At 42.8% G+C, this 24,343-nt stretch carries 19 protein-coding genes; 14 read left to right on the top strand and 5 right to left on the bottom strand.

All coding sequences use genetic code 11. The features are described from left to right. Nucleotides 1-10 precede the first annotated feature (10 nt). The 8 genes from ACTXGH_RS06315 (at nucleotide 11) to ACTXGH_RS06280 (ending at nucleotide 8,418) form a co-directional block, all read left to right on the top strand. On the top strand, nucleotides 11-1,159 hold the full coding sequence (locus tag ACTXGH_RS06315) for a ParB/RepB/Spo0J family partition protein (RefSeq protein WP_439295997.1): 1,149 nt from the start codon (nucleotides 11-13) through the stop codon (nucleotides 1,157-1,159). 148 nt (nucleotides 1,160-1,307) lie between these two features. Next, nucleotides 1,308-2,042 (top strand): MotA/TolQ/ExbB proton channel family protein, encoded by a 735-nt coding sequence (locus ACTXGH_RS06310; protein ID WP_439295996.1) that lies wholly within the window; start codon nucleotides 1,308-1,310, stop codon nucleotides 2,040-2,042. A 50-nt stretch (nucleotides 2,043-2,092) separates the two neighbouring features. After that, entirely contained in the window at nucleotides 2,093-2,524 is a 432-nt protein-coding gene (locus ACTXGH_RS06305; protein ID WP_439295995.1) for an ExbD/TolR family protein, read from the top strand. A 260-nt stretch (nucleotides 2,525-2,784) separates the two neighbouring features. Further along, nucleotides 2,785-4,563, top strand: coding sequence for a lipid A export permease/ATP-binding protein MsbA (msbA, locus tag ACTXGH_RS06300; protein WP_439295994.1), 1,779 nt, complete (start codon nucleotides 2,785-2,787; stop codon nucleotides 4,561-4,563). A gap of 50 nt (nucleotides 4,564-4,613) precedes the next feature. Then, nucleotides 4,614-5,816: a tetraacyldisaccharide 4'-kinase gene (gene lpxK, locus ACTXGH_RS06295; protein WP_439295993.1), complete on the top strand. Its 1,203-nt coding sequence runs from the start codon at nucleotides 4,614-4,616 to the stop codon at nucleotides 5,814-5,816. Nucleotides 5,817-5,930: 114 nt separating this feature from the next. Further along, nucleotides 5,931-6,758 (top strand): 3-deoxy-manno-octulosonate cytidylyltransferase, encoded by an 828-nt coding sequence (gene kdsB / locus ACTXGH_RS06290; protein WP_439295992.1) that lies wholly within the window; start codon nucleotides 5,931-5,933, stop codon nucleotides 6,756-6,758. A 104-nt stretch (nucleotides 6,759-6,862) separates the two neighbouring features. Further along, nucleotides 6,863-7,981: a DNA polymerase III subunit delta' gene (locus tag ACTXGH_RS06285; protein ID WP_439295991.1), complete on the top strand. Its 1,119-nt coding sequence runs from the start codon at nucleotides 6,863-6,865 to the stop codon at nucleotides 7,979-7,981. Between the two features lie 89 nt (nucleotides 7,982-8,070). Next, nucleotides 8,071-8,418, top strand: a complete 348-nt coding sequence (locus tag ACTXGH_RS06280) for a PilZ domain-containing protein (RefSeq protein WP_299216078.1) — start codon at nucleotides 8,071-8,073, stop codon at nucleotides 8,416-8,418. A gap of 87 nt (nucleotides 8,419-8,505) precedes the next feature. Here ACTXGH_RS06280 and ppk2 read toward each other — a convergent pair whose 3' ends face one another. Further along, complete coding sequence (ppk2, locus tag ACTXGH_RS06275; protein ID WP_256713825.1) at nucleotides 8,506-9,519, bottom strand: polyphosphate kinase 2; 1,014 nt, start codon at nucleotides 9,517-9,519, stop codon at nucleotides 8,506-8,508. 249 nt (nucleotides 9,520-9,768) lie between these two features. Continuing rightward, nucleotides 9,769-11,244 (bottom strand): acetyl-CoA C-acetyltransferase, encoded by a 1,476-nt coding sequence (locus tag ACTXGH_RS06270; protein ID WP_439296070.1) that lies wholly within the window; start codon nucleotides 11,242-11,244, stop codon nucleotides 9,769-9,771. A gap of 736 nt (nucleotides 11,245-11,980) precedes the next feature. On the opposite strand from ACTXGH_RS06270, the gene ACTXGH_RS06265 reads away from it, so the two are divergent. The 4 genes from ACTXGH_RS06265 to ACTXGH_RS06250 all read left to right on the top strand — a co-directional run bounded on the left by ACTXGH_RS06265 (nucleotide 11,981) and on the right by ACTXGH_RS06250 (nucleotide 16,719). Further along, on the top strand, nucleotides 11,981-13,381 hold the full coding sequence (locus ACTXGH_RS06265; protein ID WP_439295990.1) for a 3-oxoacyl-ACP reductase: 1,401 nt from the start codon (nucleotides 11,981-11,983) through the stop codon (nucleotides 13,379-13,381). Between the two features lie 348 nt (nucleotides 13,382-13,729). Continuing rightward, nucleotides 13,730-14,644: a MaoC family dehydratase gene (locus ACTXGH_RS06260; protein WP_439295989.1), complete on the top strand. Its 915-nt coding sequence runs from the start codon at nucleotides 13,730-13,732 to the stop codon at nucleotides 14,642-14,644. Between the two features lie 50 nt (nucleotides 14,645-14,694). Beyond that, a complete protein-coding gene (locus tag ACTXGH_RS06255; protein ID WP_439295988.1) occupies nucleotides 14,695-15,210 on the top strand; it encodes a protein tyrosine phosphatase family protein in 516 nt (171 codons plus the stop codon). A 123-nt stretch (nucleotides 15,211-15,333) separates the two neighbouring features. Continuing rightward, the gene (locus ACTXGH_RS06250) at nucleotides 15,334-16,719 is read left to right on the top strand and encodes a serine hydrolase domain-containing protein (RefSeq protein ID WP_439295987.1); all 1,386 of its coding nucleotides are present in this window, start codon (nucleotides 15,334-15,336) and stop codon (nucleotides 16,717-16,719) included. A 28-nt stretch (nucleotides 16,720-16,747) separates the two neighbouring features. Here the strand turns inward: ACTXGH_RS06250 and ACTXGH_RS06245 are convergent, their stop codons facing one another. The 3 genes from ACTXGH_RS06245 to ACTXGH_RS06235 all read right to left on the bottom strand — a co-directional run bounded on the left by ACTXGH_RS06245 (nucleotide 16,748) and on the right by ACTXGH_RS06235 (nucleotide 21,133). After that, nucleotides 16,748-17,998 carry a cation:proton antiporter gene (locus ACTXGH_RS06245; RefSeq protein ID WP_439295986.1) on the bottom strand — a complete coding sequence of 417 codons (1,251 nt, stop codon included), beginning with the start codon at nucleotides 17,996-17,998 and terminating at the stop codon, nucleotides 16,748-16,750. Between the two features lie 262 nt (nucleotides 17,999-18,260). After that, nucleotides 18,261-20,171 (bottom strand): dihydroxy-acid dehydratase, encoded by a 1,911-nt coding sequence (gene ilvD / locus ACTXGH_RS06240; RefSeq protein ID WP_439295985.1) that lies wholly within the window; start codon nucleotides 20,169-20,171, stop codon nucleotides 18,261-18,263. A gap of 197 nt (nucleotides 20,172-20,368) precedes the next feature. Then, the gene (locus ACTXGH_RS06235) at nucleotides 20,369-21,133 is read right to left on the bottom strand and encodes a hypothetical protein (RefSeq protein WP_439295984.1); all 765 of its coding nucleotides are present in this window, start codon (nucleotides 21,131-21,133) and stop codon (nucleotides 20,369-20,371) included. Between the two features lie 243 nt (nucleotides 21,134-21,376). Between ACTXGH_RS06235 and ACTXGH_RS06230 the strand changes: the two genes are divergently transcribed. Both ACTXGH_RS06230 and ACTXGH_RS06225 read left to right on the top strand, forming a co-directional pair. Then, nucleotides 21,377-21,820 carry an HIT family protein gene (locus tag ACTXGH_RS06230; protein WP_439295983.1) on the top strand — a complete coding sequence of 148 codons (444 nt, stop codon included), beginning with the start codon at nucleotides 21,377-21,379 and terminating at the stop codon, nucleotides 21,818-21,820. A gap of 291 nt (nucleotides 21,821-22,111) precedes the next feature. After that, on the top strand, nucleotides 22,112-24,157 hold the full coding sequence (locus ACTXGH_RS06225) for a BCCT family transporter (RefSeq protein WP_439295982.1): 2,046 nt from the start codon (nucleotides 22,112-22,114) through the stop codon (nucleotides 24,155-24,157). The last annotated feature ends 186 nt before the right edge of the window (nucleotides 24,158-24,343 follow it).

Genomic DNA, 24,343 nt, shown 5'->3' with positions numbered 1-24,343 from the left:
ATAGGTAATCATGGCGAAAAAACGAGGATTGGCTGCCAATCGAGGTTTAGATGCCTTATTAGGATCAATCAAAAAAGAAAAGCAAATTACCGCCTCTGCTTTGCAAGACGATTCTGTTACACGTGATGGTGACGATACGGTTACTGCCAGCTCTAGTGCTCAGACATCAGAATCATCTACTGCGCAGAGCAAAATTCAGACGACAAAAAATAATAAAAAAGTAGCTACGGACACAAGTGAGCCTACCACGCCGCGTACTACTCGCAATAGCGTAAAAACCCGTCATAATTCTAAACACAATACTAGAACCACAAGCGATGGAATAGATAGTGGTGCCTCTGAGGACCAGATCAGTTTGGTACAAATTGCAGTAAGCCAACTGCAAGCAGGTAAATACCAACCTCGCCGTGATATGAGTGAAACGGCGTTAGCGGAGCTGGCATCTTCGATCGAACAACACGGAGTGATGCAGCCTATTGTCATCCGGCCACTGCTTGCAAATGAGGATAAAAGTACAGTCGATGTGACTCACGAAATCATCGCAGGCGAGCGTCGTTGGCGTGCAGCAAAAATGGCAGGTAAACCAGTTATTCCAGCGATTGAACGCGCTTTATCTGATGAGCTGGCGATTGCACTTGCATTGATCGAAAATATTCAGCGCGAAGATTTGTCAGTCATTGAGCAAGCAGCAGCATTACAGCGCTTTCATACTGAATTTGGCATGAGTCATGCAATGATTGCAGATGTGGTAGGCAAAGCGCGAACGACGGTATCAAATTTACTACGTCTCAATCAGTTGCATGACGCGGTAAAAGATCATCTGGCAAATAACGCTTTAGACATGGGACATGCGCGTACGTTATTGGCGTTATCTTCTGAGCAGCAGCCTATCATTGCACAAAAAATTATTGATGGTGGAATGACTGTAAGAGAGGCTGAAAAGCTGGTCAAGTCAATCTTAAATCCTGTATCCAAAGCCGATCGTACTGAAAAATCACAGTCTCACGATGCTGAACGTTTAACGCAGCACCTCACAGATATGCTAGGGGCAGAAGTAAAACTTAAGCATAAAAAAGATGGTCAGGGTAGTGTAGAGATATTTTTTCACAATCAAGATGAGCTGGCAGCGTTAATCAAACAGCTAGAAGCGCAGCGCTAATGCACTCATTGAAACTGACGTATTAAAAACAACACACTTAATCAGTGTGTCAATGTTGTACTGTGGTACATGCTGCGCTAATAATGACTTTCATTACATAATGGTCGCAAGCTTTTGGACATTTTAGATAAGATATAAGAGAGTCATTATGTGGGAGTTGGTAAAAGCAGGTGGTTGGCTGATGATGCCAATCGTCATATGTTCGATAGTTACGCTTATCATTATCATTGAGCGCAGCAGTACGCTACAGTTTAGTAAAATCGTACCTGACAGATTACGTGAGCAACTAATAACGCGCCTACGTGAAAATGGCGATATTGGTCGCACTCAGTTAATGAATGTTAAAGAAAAAACCCCATTGGGCGATATCTTAGCGACAGGATTGGTATATCGTCAGTATGGTCTAGACTCAATGACTATGCACATGCAAAATAGAGCCAGTGTACAGATACATCAGCTCGAAAAAAACATTAATATGCTCGGTACAATAGGAGCAATTGCTCCACTACTTGGTCTATTGGGTACTGTACTGGGTATCATATCTTCATTCTTGGCCATTACAGATGGTGCGATGCAGGATCCTACTTTGCTGGCCGCCGGTGTCTCGCAAGCTTTGATTACCACGGCAGCTGGTATGGTCGTTGCGATACCAGCGCTCGTCGCTTATCGCTATTTTCAGCGCCGGATTGTAGATATTAATGCTAGGTTTGAGACTGAAGCTGGACTGATGATTCAAGAGCTTTACGACTATCAACTCTTGGCTGATGCTCATTTACCGTTCAATCAACCGTCCGCTACGGTAGTAAAGAATCAGCATACAGACGATGAGCAGTTGGGTGATACATTGGGTTTTGATACTGAAAATACGCACCAACCTGCATAGAAGATACTTGTATTTTCGCCTTCTAGCCTTACGTCATCAGAGAATTAGCCATGCGTTTTAGAAAGCCTACCGTTGAACCACTAGAAATCAACTTAACACCCATGATTGACTGCTTACTGTTTTTGATCGTGTTTTTGTTATTAGCAACGTCATTCAATCACTTTAGTCGCTTAAATATAGTTTTGCCTGAAGCGGAAGGTGTCGCACTTGTCGAGCAAACTACTAGTATTGAGGTGGCGGTACAAGAGGATGGCAATTATATGGTTAATGGTATGAGCCTTGCTAACAATAGTGAGGCTGAGCTGACCAGTATGTTGCAACAAGAAGCAGGTAATGAGCGGGACATTTTGTTTGTTATCGCTGCCGATGCCAACGCCACTCATCAATCAGTGGTAAAAGTAATGGATATTGCGGGCAAATTGGGCTTTTTAAATTTGAATATCAGTACTGTTATGCCGCTCGGTCAAACACTGCCGCAGTAGGCAGTGGTGAGCCATCTATTTTCTCATTACTATAGTTAATTCGCTATAAAAACGATACAGCGACACTGGTATAAATTTTTTGCAGCTTCTGTCAGCGTAGACACAGCAAGTAAGAAAAATTTATACCAGTTGCACATTACGTTACAATGTATCGGTTTGATTCGGTATCGACTATACATCCATATTCTTTTGTATGTAATGACGCTGCTAATGCGACGAATGTCACAAACCCATCTATCAACATTTGACCCGAGGCTTTTATGAGTCAATCTGACGTAACTAAAACCTCTGCCAATCTTAAACTTGAACAGCCATCGAGTCCGCCTAAGCGTAAGACGTTGCTGCGTCTGTTAAGGTATTTAAAACCCTACTGGTGGGCACTTCTTTTAACCGTATTAGGGTTTGCTATCAATGCGGCAACAGAGATCTGGATTGCCAAACTATTACAATATATCACCGATGCTATCAATCAAAACGATCAAGCAAAGCAAAATTGGTTTCCTGCTTTGATTATTGCGCTATTCTTTGTGCGCGGTGTTGGTAGCTTTTTGGGTAACTATTATTCTGCATTAGTCTCACGAAATCTGGTTTATGAGCTACGGGTACAAGTGTTTAATAAGTTATTACGCTTGCCAAGCTCTTTTTATCTGGCCAATCCTGCAGGAACCATCTCTTCCAAACTAATATTTGATGTCGAGCAGGTAACGGCGGCTAGTACCGACTCTATGAAGACTGTGTTGCGTGATGGCTTAACAGTCGTCGCTTTGATTGGTTTTTTACTTTATAGTAATTGGCGCTTGACGTTGATTTTGTTTTTGGTATTGCCACCGATCTTATGGTTGATTCGTTTTGCCTCTAAGCGTTACCTAAAGCTGTCCAAAGGTATCCAAGAAACCATGGGTGATGTGAGTCACATCACTAATGAGGTGATTGGCGGTTATCAAGTAGTAAAAAACTATGGCGGGCAAGCTTACGAGGCTCAACGCTTTAACGTCACATCAAAAAAGAATCTGCGTCAAGGCATGAAAGTGGTCGTTACCAATAGCATCAACACTCCAGCGGTGCAGCTGTTGATGGCAATGGCGATGTCTGTGGTAGTCTGGCTTGCTCTGCGCCCGTCGGTGATTGACAATATCTCAGCAGGCGAGTTTATATCCTACATTGCAGCAGCAGGTCTTCTAAGTAAACCTGTACGTTCATTGACCGATGTCAACCAAAAACTGCAAAAAGGTATCGCTGCAGGTGAGTCTATATTTGCATTACTTGATGAGCCTGAAGAGCGCGATACGGGTACGCTTAGTCCCTCATTGTCAGGTGAGATTCAGTTGGATAACGTTAGCCTAATCTATCCTGACTCAACTGTCGCGTTGCAGGACTTTAGCTTAGATGTACGGGCAGGTGAGACTGTCGCATTGGTTGGTCGTAGTGGTGCTGGCAAGTCATCCTTGGTTAACTTACTAACGCGCACCTTAGCCACAACTTCAGGGCAGATTACGATGGACGGCATGCCTGTTGAAGACATTACTTTAGAGAGTCTGCGTGCGCAAATTGCTATGGTTAATCAACAAGTGGTACTATTTAACACCACCGTTTTTAATAACATTGCTTATGGCAGTTTAGCGACTAAGTCGCAAGCTGAAGTTGAAGCTGCTGCTAAAGATGCCTTTGCTCACGACTTTATCATGAAAATGCCGCAAGGCTATCAAAGCCAGATTGGAGCAGAAGGCTTGCAGTTGTCTGGTGGTCAACGCCAGCGCCTATCGATAGCACGCGCCCTATTAAAAGATGCGCCAATCCTAATATTAGACGAGGCGACCAGTGCGCTTGATAATGAGTCAGAGTATTTTATTCAGCAAGCGCTCGACAATGTCATGAAAGATCGTACTACTTTAGTCATTGCGCATCGTCTCACAACGATTGAGTCAGCAGATCGTATTGCAGTGATGGACGGCGGGCAAATCGTTGAAATTGGTACCCATAATGAGCTTATGCAAAAGCAAGGTCATTATGCGCAAATGTATGATCGAGATTTTGAATAATAAACAGTTTGGGTTACAAATTACGGGCAAAACCAGATGGATGCTAAATAATGAGTATTGAGACGACAATTACTCGTGCTTGGCAGCAAAAAGCAGCTTGGCTTTGGTTACTATTGCCGCTTAGCTGGCTATATGGCTTGCTTGTTTGGTTGCGCCGTCAGGCTTATAAACTGGGAGTATTGACAAGTTTCCGTGCGCCTGTACCAGTTATGGTCATCGGTAATGTTACGGTTGGCGGTAGTGGCAAAACGCCTTTAATTATCACTTTGGTCAGTTATTTGCAGAAGCAAAGCATAAAGGTTGGCGTGATTAGCCGTGGTTATGGCGGCGATACATCCCAAATGCCAGCGTTAGTAACCAAAGAGAGTTTGCCAAATACAGTAGGCGATGAGCCGTGTTTGATTGTCAACACCACTGCTGCGCCAATGGCAGTATGCCCAAACCGCAAGCAGGCAATTACGACTTTGCTAAACGCGCATCCTGACTTACAATTAATTATCGCTGACGATGGTTTACAGCATTATGCGTTGCAACGTGATATCGAATGGATAGTAGTAGATGTAGCACGTGGATTTGGCAATCAGCAGCTATTACCGACAGGGTTTTTACGTGAACCGATAGCGCGATTAAAGGATGCAACCGTTATCTATCATGAGAAACCCAACGTAGTACCAGCTCTTAACGATAATGAAAACTTAGCTCAGCGTTTAACGATGCAGTTACAGCCAGATGAGCTGTATCCTTTGCTGTCTGATGATGAATTAGTCGAGTTGAACGTTTCAAACATAACCATACCTTTGTTATCTAAACCTTTGTCAGCTAAGGTAGTACCGTCAAAAGGTGATAAGGTACATGCGATTAGTGGTATTGGCTATCCTCAGCGCTTTTTTGCCACCCTGAGCACGCTTGGTTTTGATGTCATAGGACATCCTTATCCGGATCATCATAACTTTAGTCTGACCGAGCTACTGCAATACACTGAGCATCCTATGATTGTGACGACTAAGGACGCTGTAAAAATTCGAATAGTGCTATTAACAGAGCTTAGTAAAATAAATGCTATAAAATCCACTGAATCCACTGAATCCACTGAATCTATTGATAGTCACAGTGGCAATGACATTATAGCTTTAGTAAACAAGCTATGGGTACTACCTGTGACTGCCAAACTATCTGACGTTTGCTATCAGACATTGCAGCAGCAATTGACCGTACATGGTATCAACATGGTTGGGTCAAGTTATGATAATTAAGTTAAGGTAGTCGATGTATATAGTTGTTTTTATGTCTAAGCGTATGTCTAAATTACTCGCTTATTTTTATATTACCTATTTGAATTTATGTACCTTTTGTTATAGGAATTATTTATGTCGTCAGCTTTAGCACCTGCCAAAACTCATATCGTTATTCCTGCACGCTTTAAAAGCACACGTCTACCAGGTAAACCTTTGTTAGATATTCATAGTAAGCCTATGATACTTTGGGTCGCTGAAAAGGCTCAAGCCGCGCATTTTGCCGATGATATGTGCATTGCGACTGATGATGAACGAATCGCTAAGGTTTGCTCGGATGCAGGGTATGAAGTGGTAATGACAAGTGCTGATCATGCTTCAGGCACAGATCGTTTGGCTGAAGTTGCGACGATCAAAGGCTGGGCTGATCATGATATCATTATTAATATGCAAGGAGATGAGCCATTAGTGCCGCCGCTCTTACTACAGCAAGTCAAAGACCTGTTGGTACAAGATGATGACAGCGTTATGGCGACTTTATACGAGCCTATTGAAGATTATCAGACGTTCATAAGACCGTCGGTGGTCAAGGTTGTGAGTGCAATCGTTGGTGACACTCAGCGCGCGCTGTACTTTAGCCGTGCACCGATTCCTTGTGATCGTGATGTGGCGTTGGCAGTGGCTGCTGGTAACTTAGATATAGCGGATCTACCCGCCCCAAAAGAGGCTTACCGTCATTTGGGATTGTATGCTTATCGGGTAAGTTTGTTACAACAATTTGTCCATTGGTCTCAAACACCGCTTGAAACGCTTGAGAGCTTAGAGCAATTACGCATTTTAGAAAACGGTGGCAACATAGCTATTGCGGCTGCAAAAGTTCAGCTACCTGCTGGCGTGGACACGCAAGAAGATTTGGATCGTTTAAATGCAATGAGTGTCAATAAGTTTATAAGCAATACATAATAAATAGCCTAAGCATTTATTTAGCAATTGATATTTGAAAGAATCTATAAGATAAGATAAGTACCAAGCTTAGTAAATTTTAAACGAAATAGTAGGCAACAAGCGTGAATCATATGACAGACAGTATTTATTTTGCGCCACTATTACCATGGCAGCAAGCATTGTGGACGCAGCTTACAAGTCGTGTACTATCACCGCCCCATAATTTGCCGCATGCATTACTTGCCGCTGGTATGCAAGGAATGGGCAAGCGTGCTTTTATTTGGCGACTGATAGCTTGGCTATTGTGTCAAGAGCGTCAGCAGCATCCGCTTGGAGCTTGTGGTCATTGTCAAAGCTGTCAATGGCTTAGATCTGGTACGCATCCAAGCTTACAAGTATTGCCTATTACCAGTATGCCTATTAGCACTGAAAGTCAGGAAAATAACCAAGCTGTCAGTAATAATAAAAAAACGAAGACCAATACCAAGTCGGTAAAAGCAACCAGTAGTGCTGCGTTGACAGTAAAGGTAGATGATATTCGCGCATTGCAGCCTTTTATCTACCAGGGCGGACAGGGGATGCGCATTTGCGTGTTAGATCATGCTGAAAAAATGACTATCGCAGCGGCCAACGCCCTTTTAAAAACGTTAGAAGAGCCACAAGCACAAGTTCATCTTTTTTTAATCAGTGACATGCCAGCAAAACTACTGCCAACGATTAAAAGTCGTGTACAGCAGTTACCATTGCAGGGAGTAGAACCAACTATTACAAATGACTATGTGGCTCAAGAGCTTGGCAATACGATTAATCGTGAAGTGGTAAGTCCGATACAAATTACCCAGTTGTTACAGTTAGCAAACGGTGCACCACTTGCAGCAATAGAGCTGGCAAAAGCTACCTGGTATAGCAAACGCGCTCTATGGTTGACGACATGGCAAGCCTTACGTAGTGGTAAGCGTAGCAGTGTAGCGGCTAGTGACTATTGGCAAGCTGAGATTGATCTACCAGAGTTTCTCAAGCTGACTGAGCTTATGCTGATTGATATTCGGCGCGTTTGTTTAGGTCTTGATAGTAACCAAAAAGATATTGCTCTATCAGCCGCTTTAGAAAAATATCAGCCTACAGACAACGCATTAGAAACATTGCTAAGCCAGTTGCAGCAAACAAAAACAGCCCTTCAACAAAATGTGCAAGAAAAATTTGCCTATGATAAGCTGATGCAAGACTTGGTTTATCTATAGAATCTATCTGAGCATATAGACTCTATATAGTAAAACTAAAGTGACAGTCAAGCGATATCTAACCGTATATCAAAATTAAGGATGTTATTATGGCAATGCCAGGACGTGGCGGTATTATTACCTGTCATATTGAAGATGTCGAAAAACTATATGCCAGCTATTTATCTTTTGTAGATAATGGTGCCCTGTTTGTACCCACCAATCGTGTCCAGGAGTTGGGTGATGAAGTCTTCATTGCGATTACCTTACCCAATTCTAGCGAACGCTTACCGATGAATGGCAAAGTGGTTTGGATCAATCATAAAGCACAGGCCAACCGTCCTGCAGGGTTTGCCGTCCAAATCGGTACGGATGTTGCGGGACAAAAAATAAAACATGAAGTTGAACGCTTACTAGCAGGCAAGATTGATAGCCAGCAAGCGACTTATACTATGTAAGATAGACTATAGTGTAAGACAGACCATAGTAGGTCACATTATATAAGTAAACGTCTTGTCAGTTATTGACTGTGACATTACGAAGGTCTAATAACGTGATGGAACGTACATATCGTCTGGAATAGGCTCTCGATAATATTCGTCATCGCGTTTACGTTCGGGCAATTCTACTTCCTCGCGCGGCACTTCTTTGTAAGGTATCTGCTCAAGCAAATGAGCAATACAATTTAAACGCGCCCGTTTTTTATTGTTGCCCTCAACCACCCACCACGGCGCTTCTGGAATATGAGTACGCTCAAACATAGTCTCCTTGGCTTTGGTATAATCTTCCCAACGCCGCCTTGATTGCAAGTCCATTGGCGACAGCTTCCATTGTTTGAGTGGATCATGAATCCGGCTCATAAACCGCGAATGCTGCTCATCGTCAGTGATAGAAAACCAATATTTAACCAACCTAATACCAGAACGCACAAGCATACGCTCAAACTCAGGTACAGATTGAAAAAACTCCTCATACTGGGCATCGGTACAAAACCCCATTACGCGCTCAACACCGACACGGTTATACCAACTTCGATCAAACAACACAATCTCACCAGCTGCTGGTAAGTGCGCCACATAACGCTGAAAATACCATTGTGACTGCTCACGCTCAGTTGGTGCGGGCAGAGCAGCAACTCTACAAACGCGTGGGTTAAGACGTTGAGTAATACGCTTTATAGCACCGCCTTTGCCTGCTGAGTCACGACCTTCAAATATCACGACAATGCGCTCACCGCGATCGACTACCCAATCTTGTAATTTGATCAACTCACGCTGCAAGCGGACCAGTTCTTGAAAATAAGTACGACGATCAAGCTTTTCTTGCTCTGTCATCTCAAGCCCATCAAAACGAAAATCACGTACATAATCGTCTATTTCATTTTCAAGCTCTTCATCATAACCGTCAATTAAATCCTGATGCATCTTACGACGTAGCTCATCATTGAAGACTTCTTTGTCCATGCGTGTAATGAAGTTGCCTTGTTCAGGTTTGCTTAGCTCGGCATGTTCCTGCGGTGTCAAAGACTTTGGGTCAATTGCCGAGGGAATCTTACTCATAGAAAACTCCTAATAACTATTCTTATCATTGTATTAATTGTGGTCTTTACTTTAGCATATCTGATGGCGAAGCTATGCGGTGACTGCGTTTTATTATTGTGTGATGCAACCTTGTATTGCTCATTATCGCGCTAGCAGATTTGTCACTGCATTTAAAAATAAGGAAGCATAAAAAACACCCTCTAACCAATCGATTAAAGAGTGTTAAAAATTCAAAATATTTAAGCTATTTGTCTGATAAGCACCAGATTATTTTTCTAGGATACAAGTGACACCTTGACCGCCAGCTGCGCAAATAGAGATAAGCGCACGACCTGAGCCTTTTTGATCTAGTAGCTTAGCTGCTGTCGCAAGGATACGGCCACCAGTTGCTGCAAACGGATGTCCAGCAGCAAGTGATGAACCATTCACATTTAGCTTACTACGATCAATAGAGCCCAACGGCGCCTCAAGTCCTAGGCGCTCTTGGCAAAATGTCTCATCTTCCCAAGCGGCAAGGGTTGAAAGAACTTGTGAAGCAAAGGCTTCATGAATCTCATAAAAATCAAAGTCTTGTAGAGTAAGACCAGCACGCTCAAGCATACGCGGTACTGCATAGGCTGGTGCCATTAATAAACCTTCTTTATTGCCAGATTTACCAATGAAGTCAACAGCCGCTGTTTCTTGGTGAACAATATAGGCTAAAGGCTTCAGACCGTGTGCTTCTGCCCACTCATCATTGGCTAGCAGTACACAAGAAGCACCGTCAGTTAGTGGTGTTGAGTTGGCCGCTGTCATGGTTGGGTTGGCATTCTTTTTACCAAATGCTGGTTTAAGCTTGCCCATTTTTTCAAGAGTAGAGTCTGGGCGTAAGTTATTATCGCGTGTCAGACCTTTATATGGCGTAATAAGATCATCAAAGAAGCCTTCATCGTAAGCGCGAGCCAAGTTTTTGTGACTATTAAAAGCCAATTCGTCTTGATCTTCACGGCTGATGTTCCATTCAAGAGCAGTAATCGCTTGGTGCTCACCCATAGACAAGCCAGTACGCGGCTCACCGTTTTGTGGTGATTCAATCAGATCTTTTGGGTTCAGACCCATGAGGGCTTGCAAACGCTGTTTGTTGTTTCTTGCTGCTCCTAACTTTAGGATGACTTTACGTAGGCCATCACCCACAGCGAGAGGCGCGTCTGAAGTCGTATCGACACCGCCCGTAATGGCTGAGTCAATCACACCTAAAGCAATTTTATTGGCCGAGGCAAACGCAGACTGTAGACCAGTGCCACAAGCTTGTGAGACATCATAAGTGGGTGTGTGTGGGTCTAGAGCAGTATTTAGAGCCGCTTCGCGTGTTAAGTTAAGATCGCGGCTAAGCTTTAAAACAGCGCCGGCGACCACTTCACCCACACGCTCATCTTGCAAATTATAACGTTCGATAAGACCATTAAGTGCAGCGGTTAACATATCAATGTTGCTAGCATCAGCATAAGGTCCATTTGAGCGGGCAAAAGGAATGCGATTGCCCCCTAAAATGGCAACGCGATGTTGGCCTGAACTTAGTTTGGTAGCGCGGCTCTTTTTAGAAGCAGTATTTGGCTTGCTAGTCTTAGCCGCTGCCTCATCGGTATTATCATCAGCACGATCCTCTGATTTTACTGATTGGTTTTGTGTATTGTCTTCATGCGTTTTGGCCGCTTCAGACTTTGCTGTAGTATCAAATACATTGAGGTCTTCTGATTCACTCATATTAGACTCATTAACTAAATCTTCTTTAATTTTTGCTTTTTTCTGCGCTTGATCGTTTTCAGAGTTGTCATCAACTAGATTGCCGTCAGCATCAACAATATCAGTGGCTTTTTTTAACTCAGCAATTGAATCGTAATGGTCATTGTTCTTTTGGACATCTTTTTGTGATTGAGGGTTTTTCTGTGTGTTGTCTGCTGCTGGAGTGTTACCTTTGATAACTGTACTCTCAACGACTGGGCTATTCTTTTTGTTACTCATAAAGTTATCCTTAAAACGAGTGAATGTAGTAGATAATAAGGTAATAAAACATTGTCATAAACAAGGTAGGTCATCAATATAGAAGATGGTAGCCGTTTATCGTAATAGTTTTTACCCTGTTATTGTATACCTTTAGCAATTCAGGTAACAAAAACTCAAATTTACATAAGCCAAAAATACATAGACTGAGCAGTATTACTTATTAGTATTGCTTAAATGACTGTCTGATAATATATTGTTATCAGTATATAATTGAGTCATAACTTCTAGGTTTTATTTTAGCATATAAGTTTGTTTTTCAAAGAAAGAGAAAGTAACTGCTGCGTTTGTAAGTCTGCGCGTTTACTCATGTTTATATCGTTGACTTTTGGACTTGTTTAGCTTAGGCGTGTATAGTTATGTCAACTTTAAATTCACTTATTAAAGACCCCTCTGTTTTCATTCATTATTGTTTTAATTTTAGATACAGGAGTATTTTATGTCAGACCGTTATGGTGATTTTGTTCAATCTTCTATTGGTAAAAAAGTTGCTAAAAACTTAGGTCTACCGCTACCAGTAAGTCTTGATCGTTTTGAGAGCGGACAACGTCTTGTACGCGGCAGTGTATTAGTTGGTTCAGCCGATGGTAATGACAATCGTGTGAGCAAGTCTATCGCGCGTATCTTGTCAGAATTGCATGCTGAAGTGTTTGTTAATAGCAGAGACAGTATTAAAGATGCACTTGCTGATGCAAACGTAGAAGCAAAGGCCAATACAGGCAGTGAAGACAACTTTAAGGTATTATTGTTTGATGCCAGCAATATCAGCAATGCAGATGAGCTCAAGCAAGTCTATGAGTTCTTTCATTTTTTGGCTCGCCGCGTAGAGAAGTCAGGTCGCGTCGTCGTTATTGGTCGTCCACCTGAAGAGATCACTGATGTAGAAACAGCTTTAGCCCAGCGTGCGCTTGAAGGATTTGTGAAGTCTGTCGGCAAAGAGTTCAAACGGGGTATTACCGCTCAATTGATCTACGTCGCTGAAGGCTCTGAAAACAATCTTGATTCAACATTGCGCTTCTTTACCTCAGCGCGTTCAGCTTATGTATCAGGACAAGTCGTACGTGTCGGTAAGGGTAATGCAGTTGAAGTAGACTGGACGCAGCCATTAGGTGGCAAGACGATGTTAGTCACTGGCGCCAGTCGCGGTATTGGTGAGGCGATCGCTCGCGTATTGGCTCGTGAAGGCGCACATGTCATCTGCCTAGATGTACCACAGCAACAAGCTGACTTACAAAAAGTTGCAAGCGAGATTAGTGGATCGACTTTGATGGTTGATATCACTAGTGATGATGCTGGCGAACAAATCGCTGAAGCTGCCAAAAAGCGTGGTGGTCTTGACGCTATTATTCACAATGCAGGGGTTACTCGTGATAAAACGCTTGCCAAAATGGATGAAAAAAAGTGGAATATGGTTATCAATATTAACCTTGCCAGTATCGCTAGATTGAATCGTTATTTACTTGATAATGATGTATTAAAAGAAGATGCTCGCATTGTATGTGTGTCTTCAATCTCTGGTATCGCAGGTAACCTTGGTCAGACCAACTATGCTACCTCTAAAGCTGGTGTTATTGGGCTGGTCGATGCGACTGCAAAACAGTTGGCAGGCAATGACAAAGGCATGACGATAAATGCGGTTGCTCCAGGCTTCATTGAGACTCAGATGACCGAAGCCATCCCATTTGCTATTCGTGAAGCAGGTCGCCGTATGAACTCAATGAGTCAAGGCGGATTGCCAGTCGATGTGGCTGAAACGATTGCGTGGCTTGCTTCTCCTGCATCAGGCGGCTTAAATGGCAATATCGTACGTGTCTGTGGTCAAAGCTTGCTAGGTGCATAATATTTATATATAACTGTTATTTTTCTATATAAAATATATAGATATAAATTCTGTACTAAGTTGATGATGTTACTATTGATTTATTGTATAAATCATCGTTACTTATGACAAATTTACTAACTTATTGTAATAAAGCTGCCTATGGGTGGCTTTTTTATGTTAAAACCACAAGGTTGACAAGGTTAATAAAAATTTTGTTTTTAATAGATATTTTCATGTTTGTCTTTAGTTTTGCTTATTTAGTAACTTTTTAGTTCTGTATTTCTGAGCCAAGATGTTGCAAAATAAGCGACTAAACAGCCAATGGATGTGCTAAAAATTCGCTTAAGCCTCAATCAGGATAGATTTATGTCAGATAAACACTATGATGCGTTGCCAAAAGCGCATACCACTTACGCTAATATTATAAAGAGCCTGTTGCCTATCGGTGACAACGCAAAAGTTGGCAAGGATGAGCTGCCGCAAGCGACCTACTATGTGAATGATTTGCACATCGATCAAGATAATTTAGAAGATTACCGTAATATTTGCGGTTTTGCTGATGATGGTAAAATCCCTATTACTTATTTTTCTGTGCTATCGCAAGCGTTACAGATGAATATGATGGTTAAAGAACCATTTCCTTTTGCAATGTTAGGGCTGGTACATGTAGATAATAGTGTGACGCAGTATCGTCCTATTGGCGAGCGTGAGACGATCGCTATGTCCGTGTCGTTCGATAATTTACGTGATCATGCTCAAGGCCAGCAGTTTGACTTTGTAACTACGGTCAAGTCACAAGATGATGTCATTTGGGAAGGGGTCTCGACGTATCTAGCCCGTGGTAAAAAACCTGCTAGTAATGCAAGCAACAAAAACAAGCCGCGTCCCGCTACTGTCAAACCAATGGTCGATGAAGAAGGGACCCATTCTGTCTTTGAAGTGCCAGAAGATATTGGTCGTCGTTATGCCTTTATATCTGGGGACTTTAACCTTATTCATTTGCATCCATTGTCAGCACGAGCTTTTGGGTTTCCTAAAGCAATCGCTCATGGCATGTGGTCTAAGGCCAAATGTTTGGCAATGATGGGCGAACTACCCGATGCATGTACTGCTGAGGTATCATTTAAGCTACCTATATTTTTGCCATCTGAGGTTGAGCTGATTGCTGAATCCCTAGCAAAGCTTGAGAGCAGTGATGACAGCTGTAATTTTGGTTTGTATAGCGCCAAAAACGATAAGCCGCATCTTGCTGGTGTTGTTAAGTTAATTTCAGAAGATTAATCAGTATAATCTTAACTCAAATCTTAATATCTACCAATATATATACGACTATGACTCTAAATACAAATGCCCAATCCTTTACAGATGAACATGATAATCAAGACCCGGTAGCTGACAATGGTATGAATCTTTCAGAAGTACTAGAGCCTTATTTTCGCCCTGATGAACAGACAATCGTTTGCGGTGCGCTTGATGAGTCCAAAGTAAAAGCGTTAGCAGCTGCAGGGGTTGAGCTTGTTATTAATTTGCAGCCTGATGATGAGCTTAGTTTCGATGAGTCAGAGGCAGTAACGCGCGCTGGTATGCATTACGAACAGCTACCTATAAGTGGCGCCAAAGATTTAAAGCAGCTCAATATATTAGCGTTTGATAATATACTGCGCCAGTACCATGGTAAAAAAACCGCATTGCATTGCGGGTCAGGAAATAGAGCAGGGGCAGCGATTGCCCTACGTGCTGGCTGGTTACGCGGGCGTAAGATGGATACTGCTATGGAGCGTGGGCGTAGTCATGGACTGGCTGGTCTTGAGCAAGAGGTACATAATCGATTGCTAGTACCGCGTTAATGTGATAGTAGGGTTAAAGGTGTGTTTTAGAAGGCGACCAATGGGTGGCCTTTTTTATTATTGTCTAGTAAAACTATCTATCATCAAAAACCACGTGATAATTAATAAGTGAGTAAAACGACAATGCCATATACTGCTAACAACTATGATCGAAGTGGTAGGGTTGATACCAAAATACAGCAGCGCCTACAACAATTACTGACCGATCTACAGCTAGATGACGCGCCAGCAGGTGGGTCAATAGTCGTTTATCAAGCTGGCAAGTGTATTGCGCAGGCCAGTGTCGGCATGGCACAACCTGATGTCTCATGGCAACCAGAAACTTTATCCCTAAATTTTTCAACGGGCAAAGGCATATTAGCAACGTTGGTCCATGTTTTAGTGTCACAAAAACTACTTGATTATGACAGACCAATTGCCAACTATTGGCCTAAGTTTGCCTCCAATGACAAAGCTGATATCACTTTACGCTCATTAATGTCGCATCAAGCCAATTTGTTTTCGATAAACAGTATTGATGCTGATAGCGAAACCTTGCTCGAATGGGACAGTATGCTTGCTAAGGTCGCTGCAATGCCCATAACCTTGCCTGAGGATGCAATGCGATATGATAGTGCTTATAGTGCGCTGGTTTATGGCTGGATATTAGGAGGTGTCATAGAAGCGGTCACCGATATGGCGCTGGCCGAAGCGTTACGTCATTATCTAACGGAGCCGCTAGGTATTGCTGATAGTTGCTACTTTGGTGTGCCAAGCGATAAAGCAGATAAAGTGGCTGTATTGGTCAAGGATTTTGTAGCCTCAACGCAAGATCATACCGTAGAGCGTACTCAGCTCCGTTCTCGTCGAAATAAGCCCGTATTAAAACCGGACTCTGAACATACATTACGTACCTATGCAACTCTGTCAAGTTATGAATGCTGGAAACAGCATGCGGCCAAATTTCAAACAGTTGAAGAATATAATAACGACAAAAATACAGAAGAATTGTCTATACTAGATACCGCTCAGATCAACCGTCTATACCTTAATACAAATCAGTTAAATTTAAAGAACTATAAGGCTGCACTCATACCAGCCAACAAGCAACCTATAGATTACTATAATCGTCAAACGCTACAGGCAGTTATTCCAGCTGCCAATGGTGTGGCTTCAGCACAAGCCTTGGCGACCATCTATGCTATGTTGGCAAACGGTGGTAAATGGCAAGGGCAAACTCTAATCGATGAAGCAACATTCGAGCAGCTATCTACTCCGCAAGTCACAGGGATGGATGCAGTAATGCCTGCTCACATGCATTGGCGCTTGGGTTATCATCGTCTGTTTAGCGTTTGTGCTAATACCGAAGCGGGTTTTGGACACATGGGCTACAACGGCTCAGTCGCTTGGTGTGATCCTGCTCGGCAGCTGTCTTTCGCTTTTATACATAACTTTGATGTAACTATGCTAAATGATGTCCGCCAGTTTGCCCTGACGGAAGCGGTATTAGATTTGATCAATACAGATTAAACATACGAATTGAGATTACCAACTTGAACTATGAGCGTGGTTTATTAGCTGTCATTTTTAGTAATTTTGGCGCACTTAAACCATGCATAAAGATAGAGGATAAGATAACAATAGAGCATACCACCCAAAGCTTAAGCGCATCTTCTTCTCCAAAAAACCCGTGATTAAGCGCATAAGACAAATAATATAAAGTACCAATACCTCTAATACCAAGGGCGGATATTGCATATTTTTCCGTTCGAGGTAGGTTCAGTCCTGTCAGAGCAATAATACCACCTAGCGGACGGATAAATAGTAAGAAAGCAAAACTGACAATATAGACTCGCCATGTCAGCTCAACACCTGATTGCAACCCTTGTCCAATAAGCATGCCAAAAGCTACCAGTACTAAGGACATCAATAGACCTTCTGACTGCTCAGCAAAATCATGCAGTTTTTCATGGTAACTATGTTCATGCTCCGAGCGGCGAAAGGCAAAAGCGGCGATAAAGACAGCAATAAAGCCATAACTATGTATATATTCAGCCAAGCCATAAGCTAATAATGTCAATGCAATGACTACATAACCTTGAGAGATGGTAGTCTCACGAGTATGCTTAGAAAACACCACTTTTGCCAAAGTCTTTCCGACGACTATACCGACGACTAAACCTGCACCAATCTTCCATAATACGTCGTGTGTAAACCACGTCCAAAGTAGCTCACCTGAGAACCCTTGACCTTCATTATAAGCTTCAGCTATTTTGATGGCCAAATACACAAAGGGGAATGCTAAGCCATCATTGAGCCCGGCTTCTGATGTTAAGGTAAAACGTGGGGCGTCTTCGCCCCCAGTATTAGGCGGTCCAACTTGAATGCTAGATGCTAATACAGGATCGGTAGGAGCAAGTACAGCCCCTAGTAGAATCGCTGCACCTATGGTTAAACCAAAAGCATAATAGCCCAAAAAAGCCATGGCAAAAATGCCAATAGGCATAGTAATAAGTAATAATCGTACAGTAGGACGCCATAGTCGCCAAGACAATGGCGTATCAATTTTAATACCAGCTCCAACCAGTGATACCAGCACCACAATCTCAGTGAGTTTTTCGATAATAATGCCGTGTTCCATGGGGTCTAGAAATGACAATGAAAGCCACAAATAGCCAATCACAATGCCAAAAGTAACTTGGAGCATGGGTAGAGATAAGGGTAGGGGCCTAAATATAATGGGAAAAACAGCACCAAATAAAAAAGCGATACCGCAAACTAATAAGAATAAATTATAATTTTCAATCATAAGGTTTATGCAAGCCGCTTGGTCCATTTAAAATTTAAAATTTAAAATTTAAAATGGAAAGTTGATAATAGCAATCTGTAGAAGTTGTAAGATGTAGAACATAAACGTAATCTATGAAAGCGGTCAAAAACCTATAGTGACGAAAAAACGCAATGAGTTTCGCAAAAAATCGTTATCAAAACGTCAGCTGCGTTGTTTTTTGGTGAAAAAAAACCAGCATAAAAGCTGGCTTGATTCAAAAATTTGGATAGCTGCTCTGTAGTTAGCGCTCCACTTGACTCACATCTCGTATCGCACCCGTGTCTGCACTGGTCGTCATAGCAGCATAAGCACGTAGGGCAGGTGTGACATAACGCTCACGACTCACAGGCTTCCATGCATCGCGGCCGCGTGCTTCCATTGCGGCGCGACGTGCGGCTAGGTCTGCATCACTGACCTGCATATTGATGGTACGGTTTGGAATATCAATATGGATGGTATCGCCTTCTTCAACCAGACCAATCGCACCGCCTTCAGCAGCTTCAGGGCTGGCGTGGCCGATAGATAAACCTGATGTACCCCCAGAGAAACGACCATCAGTGAGTAGCGCACATTCTTTACCCAAGCCTTTTGACTTAAGATAGGTCGTTGGATACAGCATCTCTTGCATGCCAGGACCTCCTTTTGGACCTTCGAAGCGGATAATAACCACGTCACCTGCTACGATTTGATCATCAAGCACAGCTGCTACGGCTGCATCTTGTGATTCAAAAATACGCGCACGACCAGTGAAGGTTAAGATGCTTTCATCGACGCCAGCAGTTTTGACCACGCAGCCACGCTCAGCGATATTGCCATAGAGTACGGCAAGGCCACCATCTGCTGAATAGGCATGCTTGACGCTACGAATACAACCCGACTCACGGTTGACGTCAAGGTTGGGCCATTCTTTTGACTGTGAAAACGCCTCAGTGGTACGTACGCCACCAGGTGCAGCAATGTAGCGCGCGCGCGCCTCAGTATTATCAGGATTCATGATATCCCATTTATCGATGGCTGCTTTCATGGAGGGGCTATGGATAGTCGGTATATCGGTGGTAAGTAAACCTGCTCGATCAAGCTCAGCAAGTAATGCCATCACGCCGCCGGCACGGTGCACATCTTCCATATGATATTTTTGCGAAGCAGGAGCAACTTTAGAGAGACAAGGGACACCGCGACTCAAACGGTCGATATCTGCCATTTTGAAATCTACTTCTGCTTCATTTGCCGCAGCCAATAGATGCAAGATAGTATTGGTCGAGCCGCCCATCGCAATATCTAAGCTCATCGCATTTTCAAACGCAGCTTTGGTCGCAATAGAGCGCGGCAATACCGAATCATCGTCCTGCTCATAGCGGCGTTTGGCCAAAGATACAATCGTGCGACCTGCTTCTAAGAATAACTCGCGGCGTAATGCATGAGTTGCTAATAAAGAGCCATTGCCAGGCAATGATAACCCCAAGGCTTCAGTCAAACAGTTCATTGAGTTGGCAGTAAACATACCAGAGCAAGAGCCACAAGTTGGGCACGCTGAGCTTTCAATAGCCAAGACATCTTCATCGCTAATGGTGTCATCAGCAGCATCCATCATCGCATCAACAAGGTCAAGCTTACGAATGGCGTTGCCTTTACTGTCAGTTGCATGTACGTCGCTGCCACCGTCGTTATTGTGACTGTGAGCAACGGTACTAGCGACAACTTTACCCGCTTCCATTGGCCCGCCAGAAACAAACACCACAGGCACATTTAGGCGCATGGCAGCCATCAGCATGCCAGGGGTGATCTTGTCGCAGTTAGAGATACAGACCAACGCATCAGCGCAGTGAGCATTGACCATGTATTCTACCGAGTCAGCGATGAGGTCACGACTTGGCAGCGAATACAACATACCGCTATGACCCATTGCGATACCATCATCGACGGCGATGGTATTAAACTCTTTTGCCACACCGCCCGCTTTTTCGATTTCACGCGCCACCATTTGTCCAAGATCTTTTAAATGTACGTGTCCAGGTACAAACTGCGTAAATGAGTTGGCAATCGCGATAATCGGCTTGCCAAAGTCACCATCGGTCATGCCAGTGGCGCGCCATAATGCGCGAGCACCTGCCATATTACGACCACCGGTAGAGGTTTTTGAGCGATAATCCATATGATATTCCTTACAAATAGGCGAGACTCGTTGAAGATATAGCCTCAGCTTTAGCTTTGATGTTTATAGTGTGCTTTTTATACAAAGTGAATACTAGTGAATAATACTAAGACGTTACCATACCATTAGATATGAATAACTAAAAACAATTCATGGGTAATGTGAAGATGTCTTACATAAAAATTGGCGTCATATGCTTAGGCGATTCGTTCTAGAATGGCTGCTTCAAACCAAGGCAATTCTGCTTTATCCGCTTCTAGCTTAGCGACAATCGTTAAAGCATGAGTAGCCAATAGCTGTTGATAGTCTGTACTAGCATTGATGATGATTAGCGGCTCATCATTTGCGCTTTGCTCATCAATACTGACCAAATCTTGCTTGTCATTTTTATACAGTACATCCACACGGCCAAAAAACTGCCATTCTTTAAAAGCCGCTGTCATAGCGTCGTCTGCGTCTTTGGTATATACCTGCTGCGTTGCTTTGCCCGTATTTGTCCAATGTAGGCGTACCGCTAATTGCAAAGCTTCGCTAAACACAACCAGCGAGCCGATAACTTTTACATGCCACGGGCTGGTGATAAGCGCCTTATCAATACCGATGAGTTTGGCGGCCTCACTGGCTGTCATAGGTGTATTAAACTGAGCAAGTAGGGCAGGTGTTAACGGATGAGTCTGTTTGATCGCGTCATCTAAACTGTCGTAGTAATATAAAAACGCCAAAGGCATATCTTGAGTGAGCGTTTTTTCACTAATTTTGCAATTATGAATGCGCCAGCTGATGGTTGTATCAGTTAGAGCGTCAGCCAAAATAGTGGCATTTGGCGCGATAGTCTTTGTGACAGCACCACTTTCTGATGATTCTATATCATCTGATGATGCAGATGATAGTTTATCAGAGTCAGAAAATGTATCGGCATTAGAATGGGATGATAACTGAGTAGGTAGGGTAGTCAAATTCATAAACCTAGCATTGGCAGAGTGAAGGTTTAATATAACATTTAAAGCACATACATCGCGAACAAAATAAGTGTTTAAACGATCGATATAACGATTTAATATTTGATGACTACACCGTGTTATAAATGATAATAGTGAGAAGGTATCTTGTACTCAGACTCTATTTCGTCCACTATATATGGCAGATGATAGGTAACTAGATAAAATGATGTATTAACTGCTAATGAATATTTAAGGAATAATATAATGAGTCAGGAAAATCAGGTAGTCAAGTACGATGACAATAACATCTTTGCCAAAATGTTAAACGGCGATATTCCGCACCATAAGGTGTACGAAGACGACAAAACGCTCGCCTTTATGGACATCATGCCGCAGGCAGAAGGTCATGTACTGGTCATCCCTAAGCAAAAGGCCATTGATTTGGCAAATCTTGAGCCAGAATATGCAGCAGCTGTGTTGATGACTTCTAAAAAAGTCATGCAAGCGCAGCGTCAGGTATTTGCGCGTGAAGGTATTATTCAGATGCAGCTAAATGGCGCACAAGCAGGGCAAACAGTGTTTCATTATCATGTACACCTGATACCAGGAAACATACATGAATTGGGTATTCATGCTGCCAAACAAGCGGATGGCGAAGCGCTTGCTAATATGGCAAAGAAACTTGCAGCAGCGATTTTAGATTTTTAATATAGTGCTATTGTTTTTGGTTATATAAATTAATTACATCAGATAAAGGCTTTAAGTCCTAACAAACTTACCATAGATATAAAAAGGTAGCTGACAAGCTACCTTTTTTATTGCTTGGTAATAGTCATGTAACAATCGTTAAATTAGTGTTACAAGACAAGCTTATATCTGGGGTTTGATCGGATAGTGTGGTAAAAAATATGTTTTATTGGGCGCGTTTGTTCTACTTCACCTATACGAATGAGTTTTTCGTTCGATAAAAGTGCCTTTAATTTGAGGACAATGTCTTTTATGAGTAAATTACCTCGCTCCACTATTTTGCTGCCAGTATTTTTACCCGCCGCCGCTATTATGCTGTTGCTAGTGATTGGCACAGCGATTAATCCCGAAGCTGCTGGCGAATTGTTTAGTTCTGTACTAGCGTTTACCACCGATACTTTCGGTTGGTTTTATATGTTGGCAGTTGCCATATTCTTGGTATTTATTGTTGCTTTGGCTTTCTCGTCTTATGGCAGTATCAAACTTGGGCCTGACCATGCGGAGGCTGAGTATAAGTTTCTGGAATGGTTTGCTATGCTGTTTTCAGCAGGCTACGGCATTGCCTTACTGTTTTATGGCGTCGCCGAACCTGTGCTACATTTTGCCAGTCCGCCACTCTCAGAGCCACAAACCATTGCTGCTGCCAAGGAAGCGATGCAGATTGCTTATTTTCACTGGGGATTCCACATTTGGGCGATTTATGGCGTGGTAGGGTTATCGTTGGCATATTTTTCTTTTCGCCATGGTTTGCCATTATCAGTGCGCTCAACGTTATATCCATTAATTGGTGACAAAATATATGGGCCTATTGGGCATACGGTTGACGTGTTTGCGATTGTAGGCACGATGTTCGGTATCGCCACCAGTTTGGGTTTATCGGTAGCGCAAATCAATGCAGGTTTGAATTACTTATTACCTAACACGGTGCCAGTAAGCACGACAGTGCAAGTCATTATTATCGCTTTGGTTACGGCAGCGGCGCTCGTCTCTGTACTGGCTGGAATGGATAAAGGTGTTAAACGGTTGTCTATCCTAAACATGGTCTTGGCAACAGCGCTGATGCTATTTGTATTTGTCGTCGGTCCATCAGTATTTATCTTAAATGCCTTTATGGAAAATACGGGCAGCTATTTGGGCAATATTGTTGAGCGTACTTTTAGTTTGCAAGCTTATCAGTCAAGTGATTGGATCGGTAGTTGGACGTTATTTATCTTTGCTTGGACGATTGCATGGGCGCCGTTTGTCGGTTTGTTTATTGCTAAGATTAGTCGTGGTCGTACCATTCGTGAGTTTGTACTGGGTGTGATGCTAGTACCAACGCTGTTTACGTTCTTTTGGTTTTCAGTATTTGGTGATACCGCGCTACATATGATTATGGTTGATGGTTACGATGCTTTGATTGGGGAGGTGCAAAATAACCAAGCGATAGCATTGTTTAAATTATTAGAAAATTTGCCGTTTACACAGATAGTTTCATCATTAACGGTTCTATTGATTATCACCTTTTTTGTGACGTCATCGGATTCAGGGTCGCTGGTCATTGACTCACTTGCTGCAGGTGGTCGCAGTGATACGCCGTGGTGGCAGCGTTCGTTTTGGGTGGTAACTGAAGGTGCAGTCGCGGCAGCGCTACTGATTGCTGGCGGTCTGAGTGCCCTACAAACTGCTGCTATTGTCAGCGCGCTACCCTTTGCGGTCATCATATTGATCTCTACATTTGGCATGTGGCGTGCGCTACGTATCGAAGGGCATCGCAACGAGAGCTTAGCCAATGACAATCATCTCCCACCGCATTTACTCAAACTAGATGCATGGCGCGACCGTATTGATTATATAACCCATCAACCAACGCGTGATAAGGTACTAGACTATATTAAAGGCACGGTTTTATCTTCAATGCATGAAGTTGCAGAGAAGTTTGAAGAGACAGGCTGGTTGCCTGATGTGAATTATGATGAGGTTAATGATCGTGCAGTGCTTGAATTAAGACGCGGTGATAACGTTGAGTTTTGGTACGAGGTTCGTTTGTCCGAGCATGAGATTCCTGATTATTATACTGAAGATATGGCCAATACATTACCGCAAGAGCATCACCATCGTGCTGAGGTATATCTGCGCCGTGGTGGTCAAACCTATGATTTGTATGGTTATCAATCAGAATCGGTGATTAACGATATCATCGATCAGTTTGAGAAATATCTACACTTTGTTAATGTGTCGCCAGACATTTTGCCTTGGCGTATGCAAGAGCATGATGATGATATTACGCTTGAGCAAGGTAGTGTGTTTGATAAGTAAGTATCGAATCATTTGATTGTCACTAAAGGCAGCTAGATGGCTGCCTTTTTTCTATAGAAAACACCCTTTTCATTATAGTTTAAAAGCGCTATGGTTAACGCTATTCTAAACTATCGCTTACTAGGCTTAGGGATGAATGAATTGTTGACAAGCGTTATTTATGCATACTAAAGACATATAAATACT

It is taken from the genome of Psychrobacter sp. 1Y10 (assembly GCF_052259005.1).
GTDB lineage: Bacteria > Pseudomonadota > Gammaproteobacteria > Pseudomonadales > Moraxellaceae > Psychrobacter > Psychrobacter saeujeotis.
Note: the sequence above shows the minus strand (reverse complement) of the source record. Positions and strands in the feature narration are given on the sequence as shown.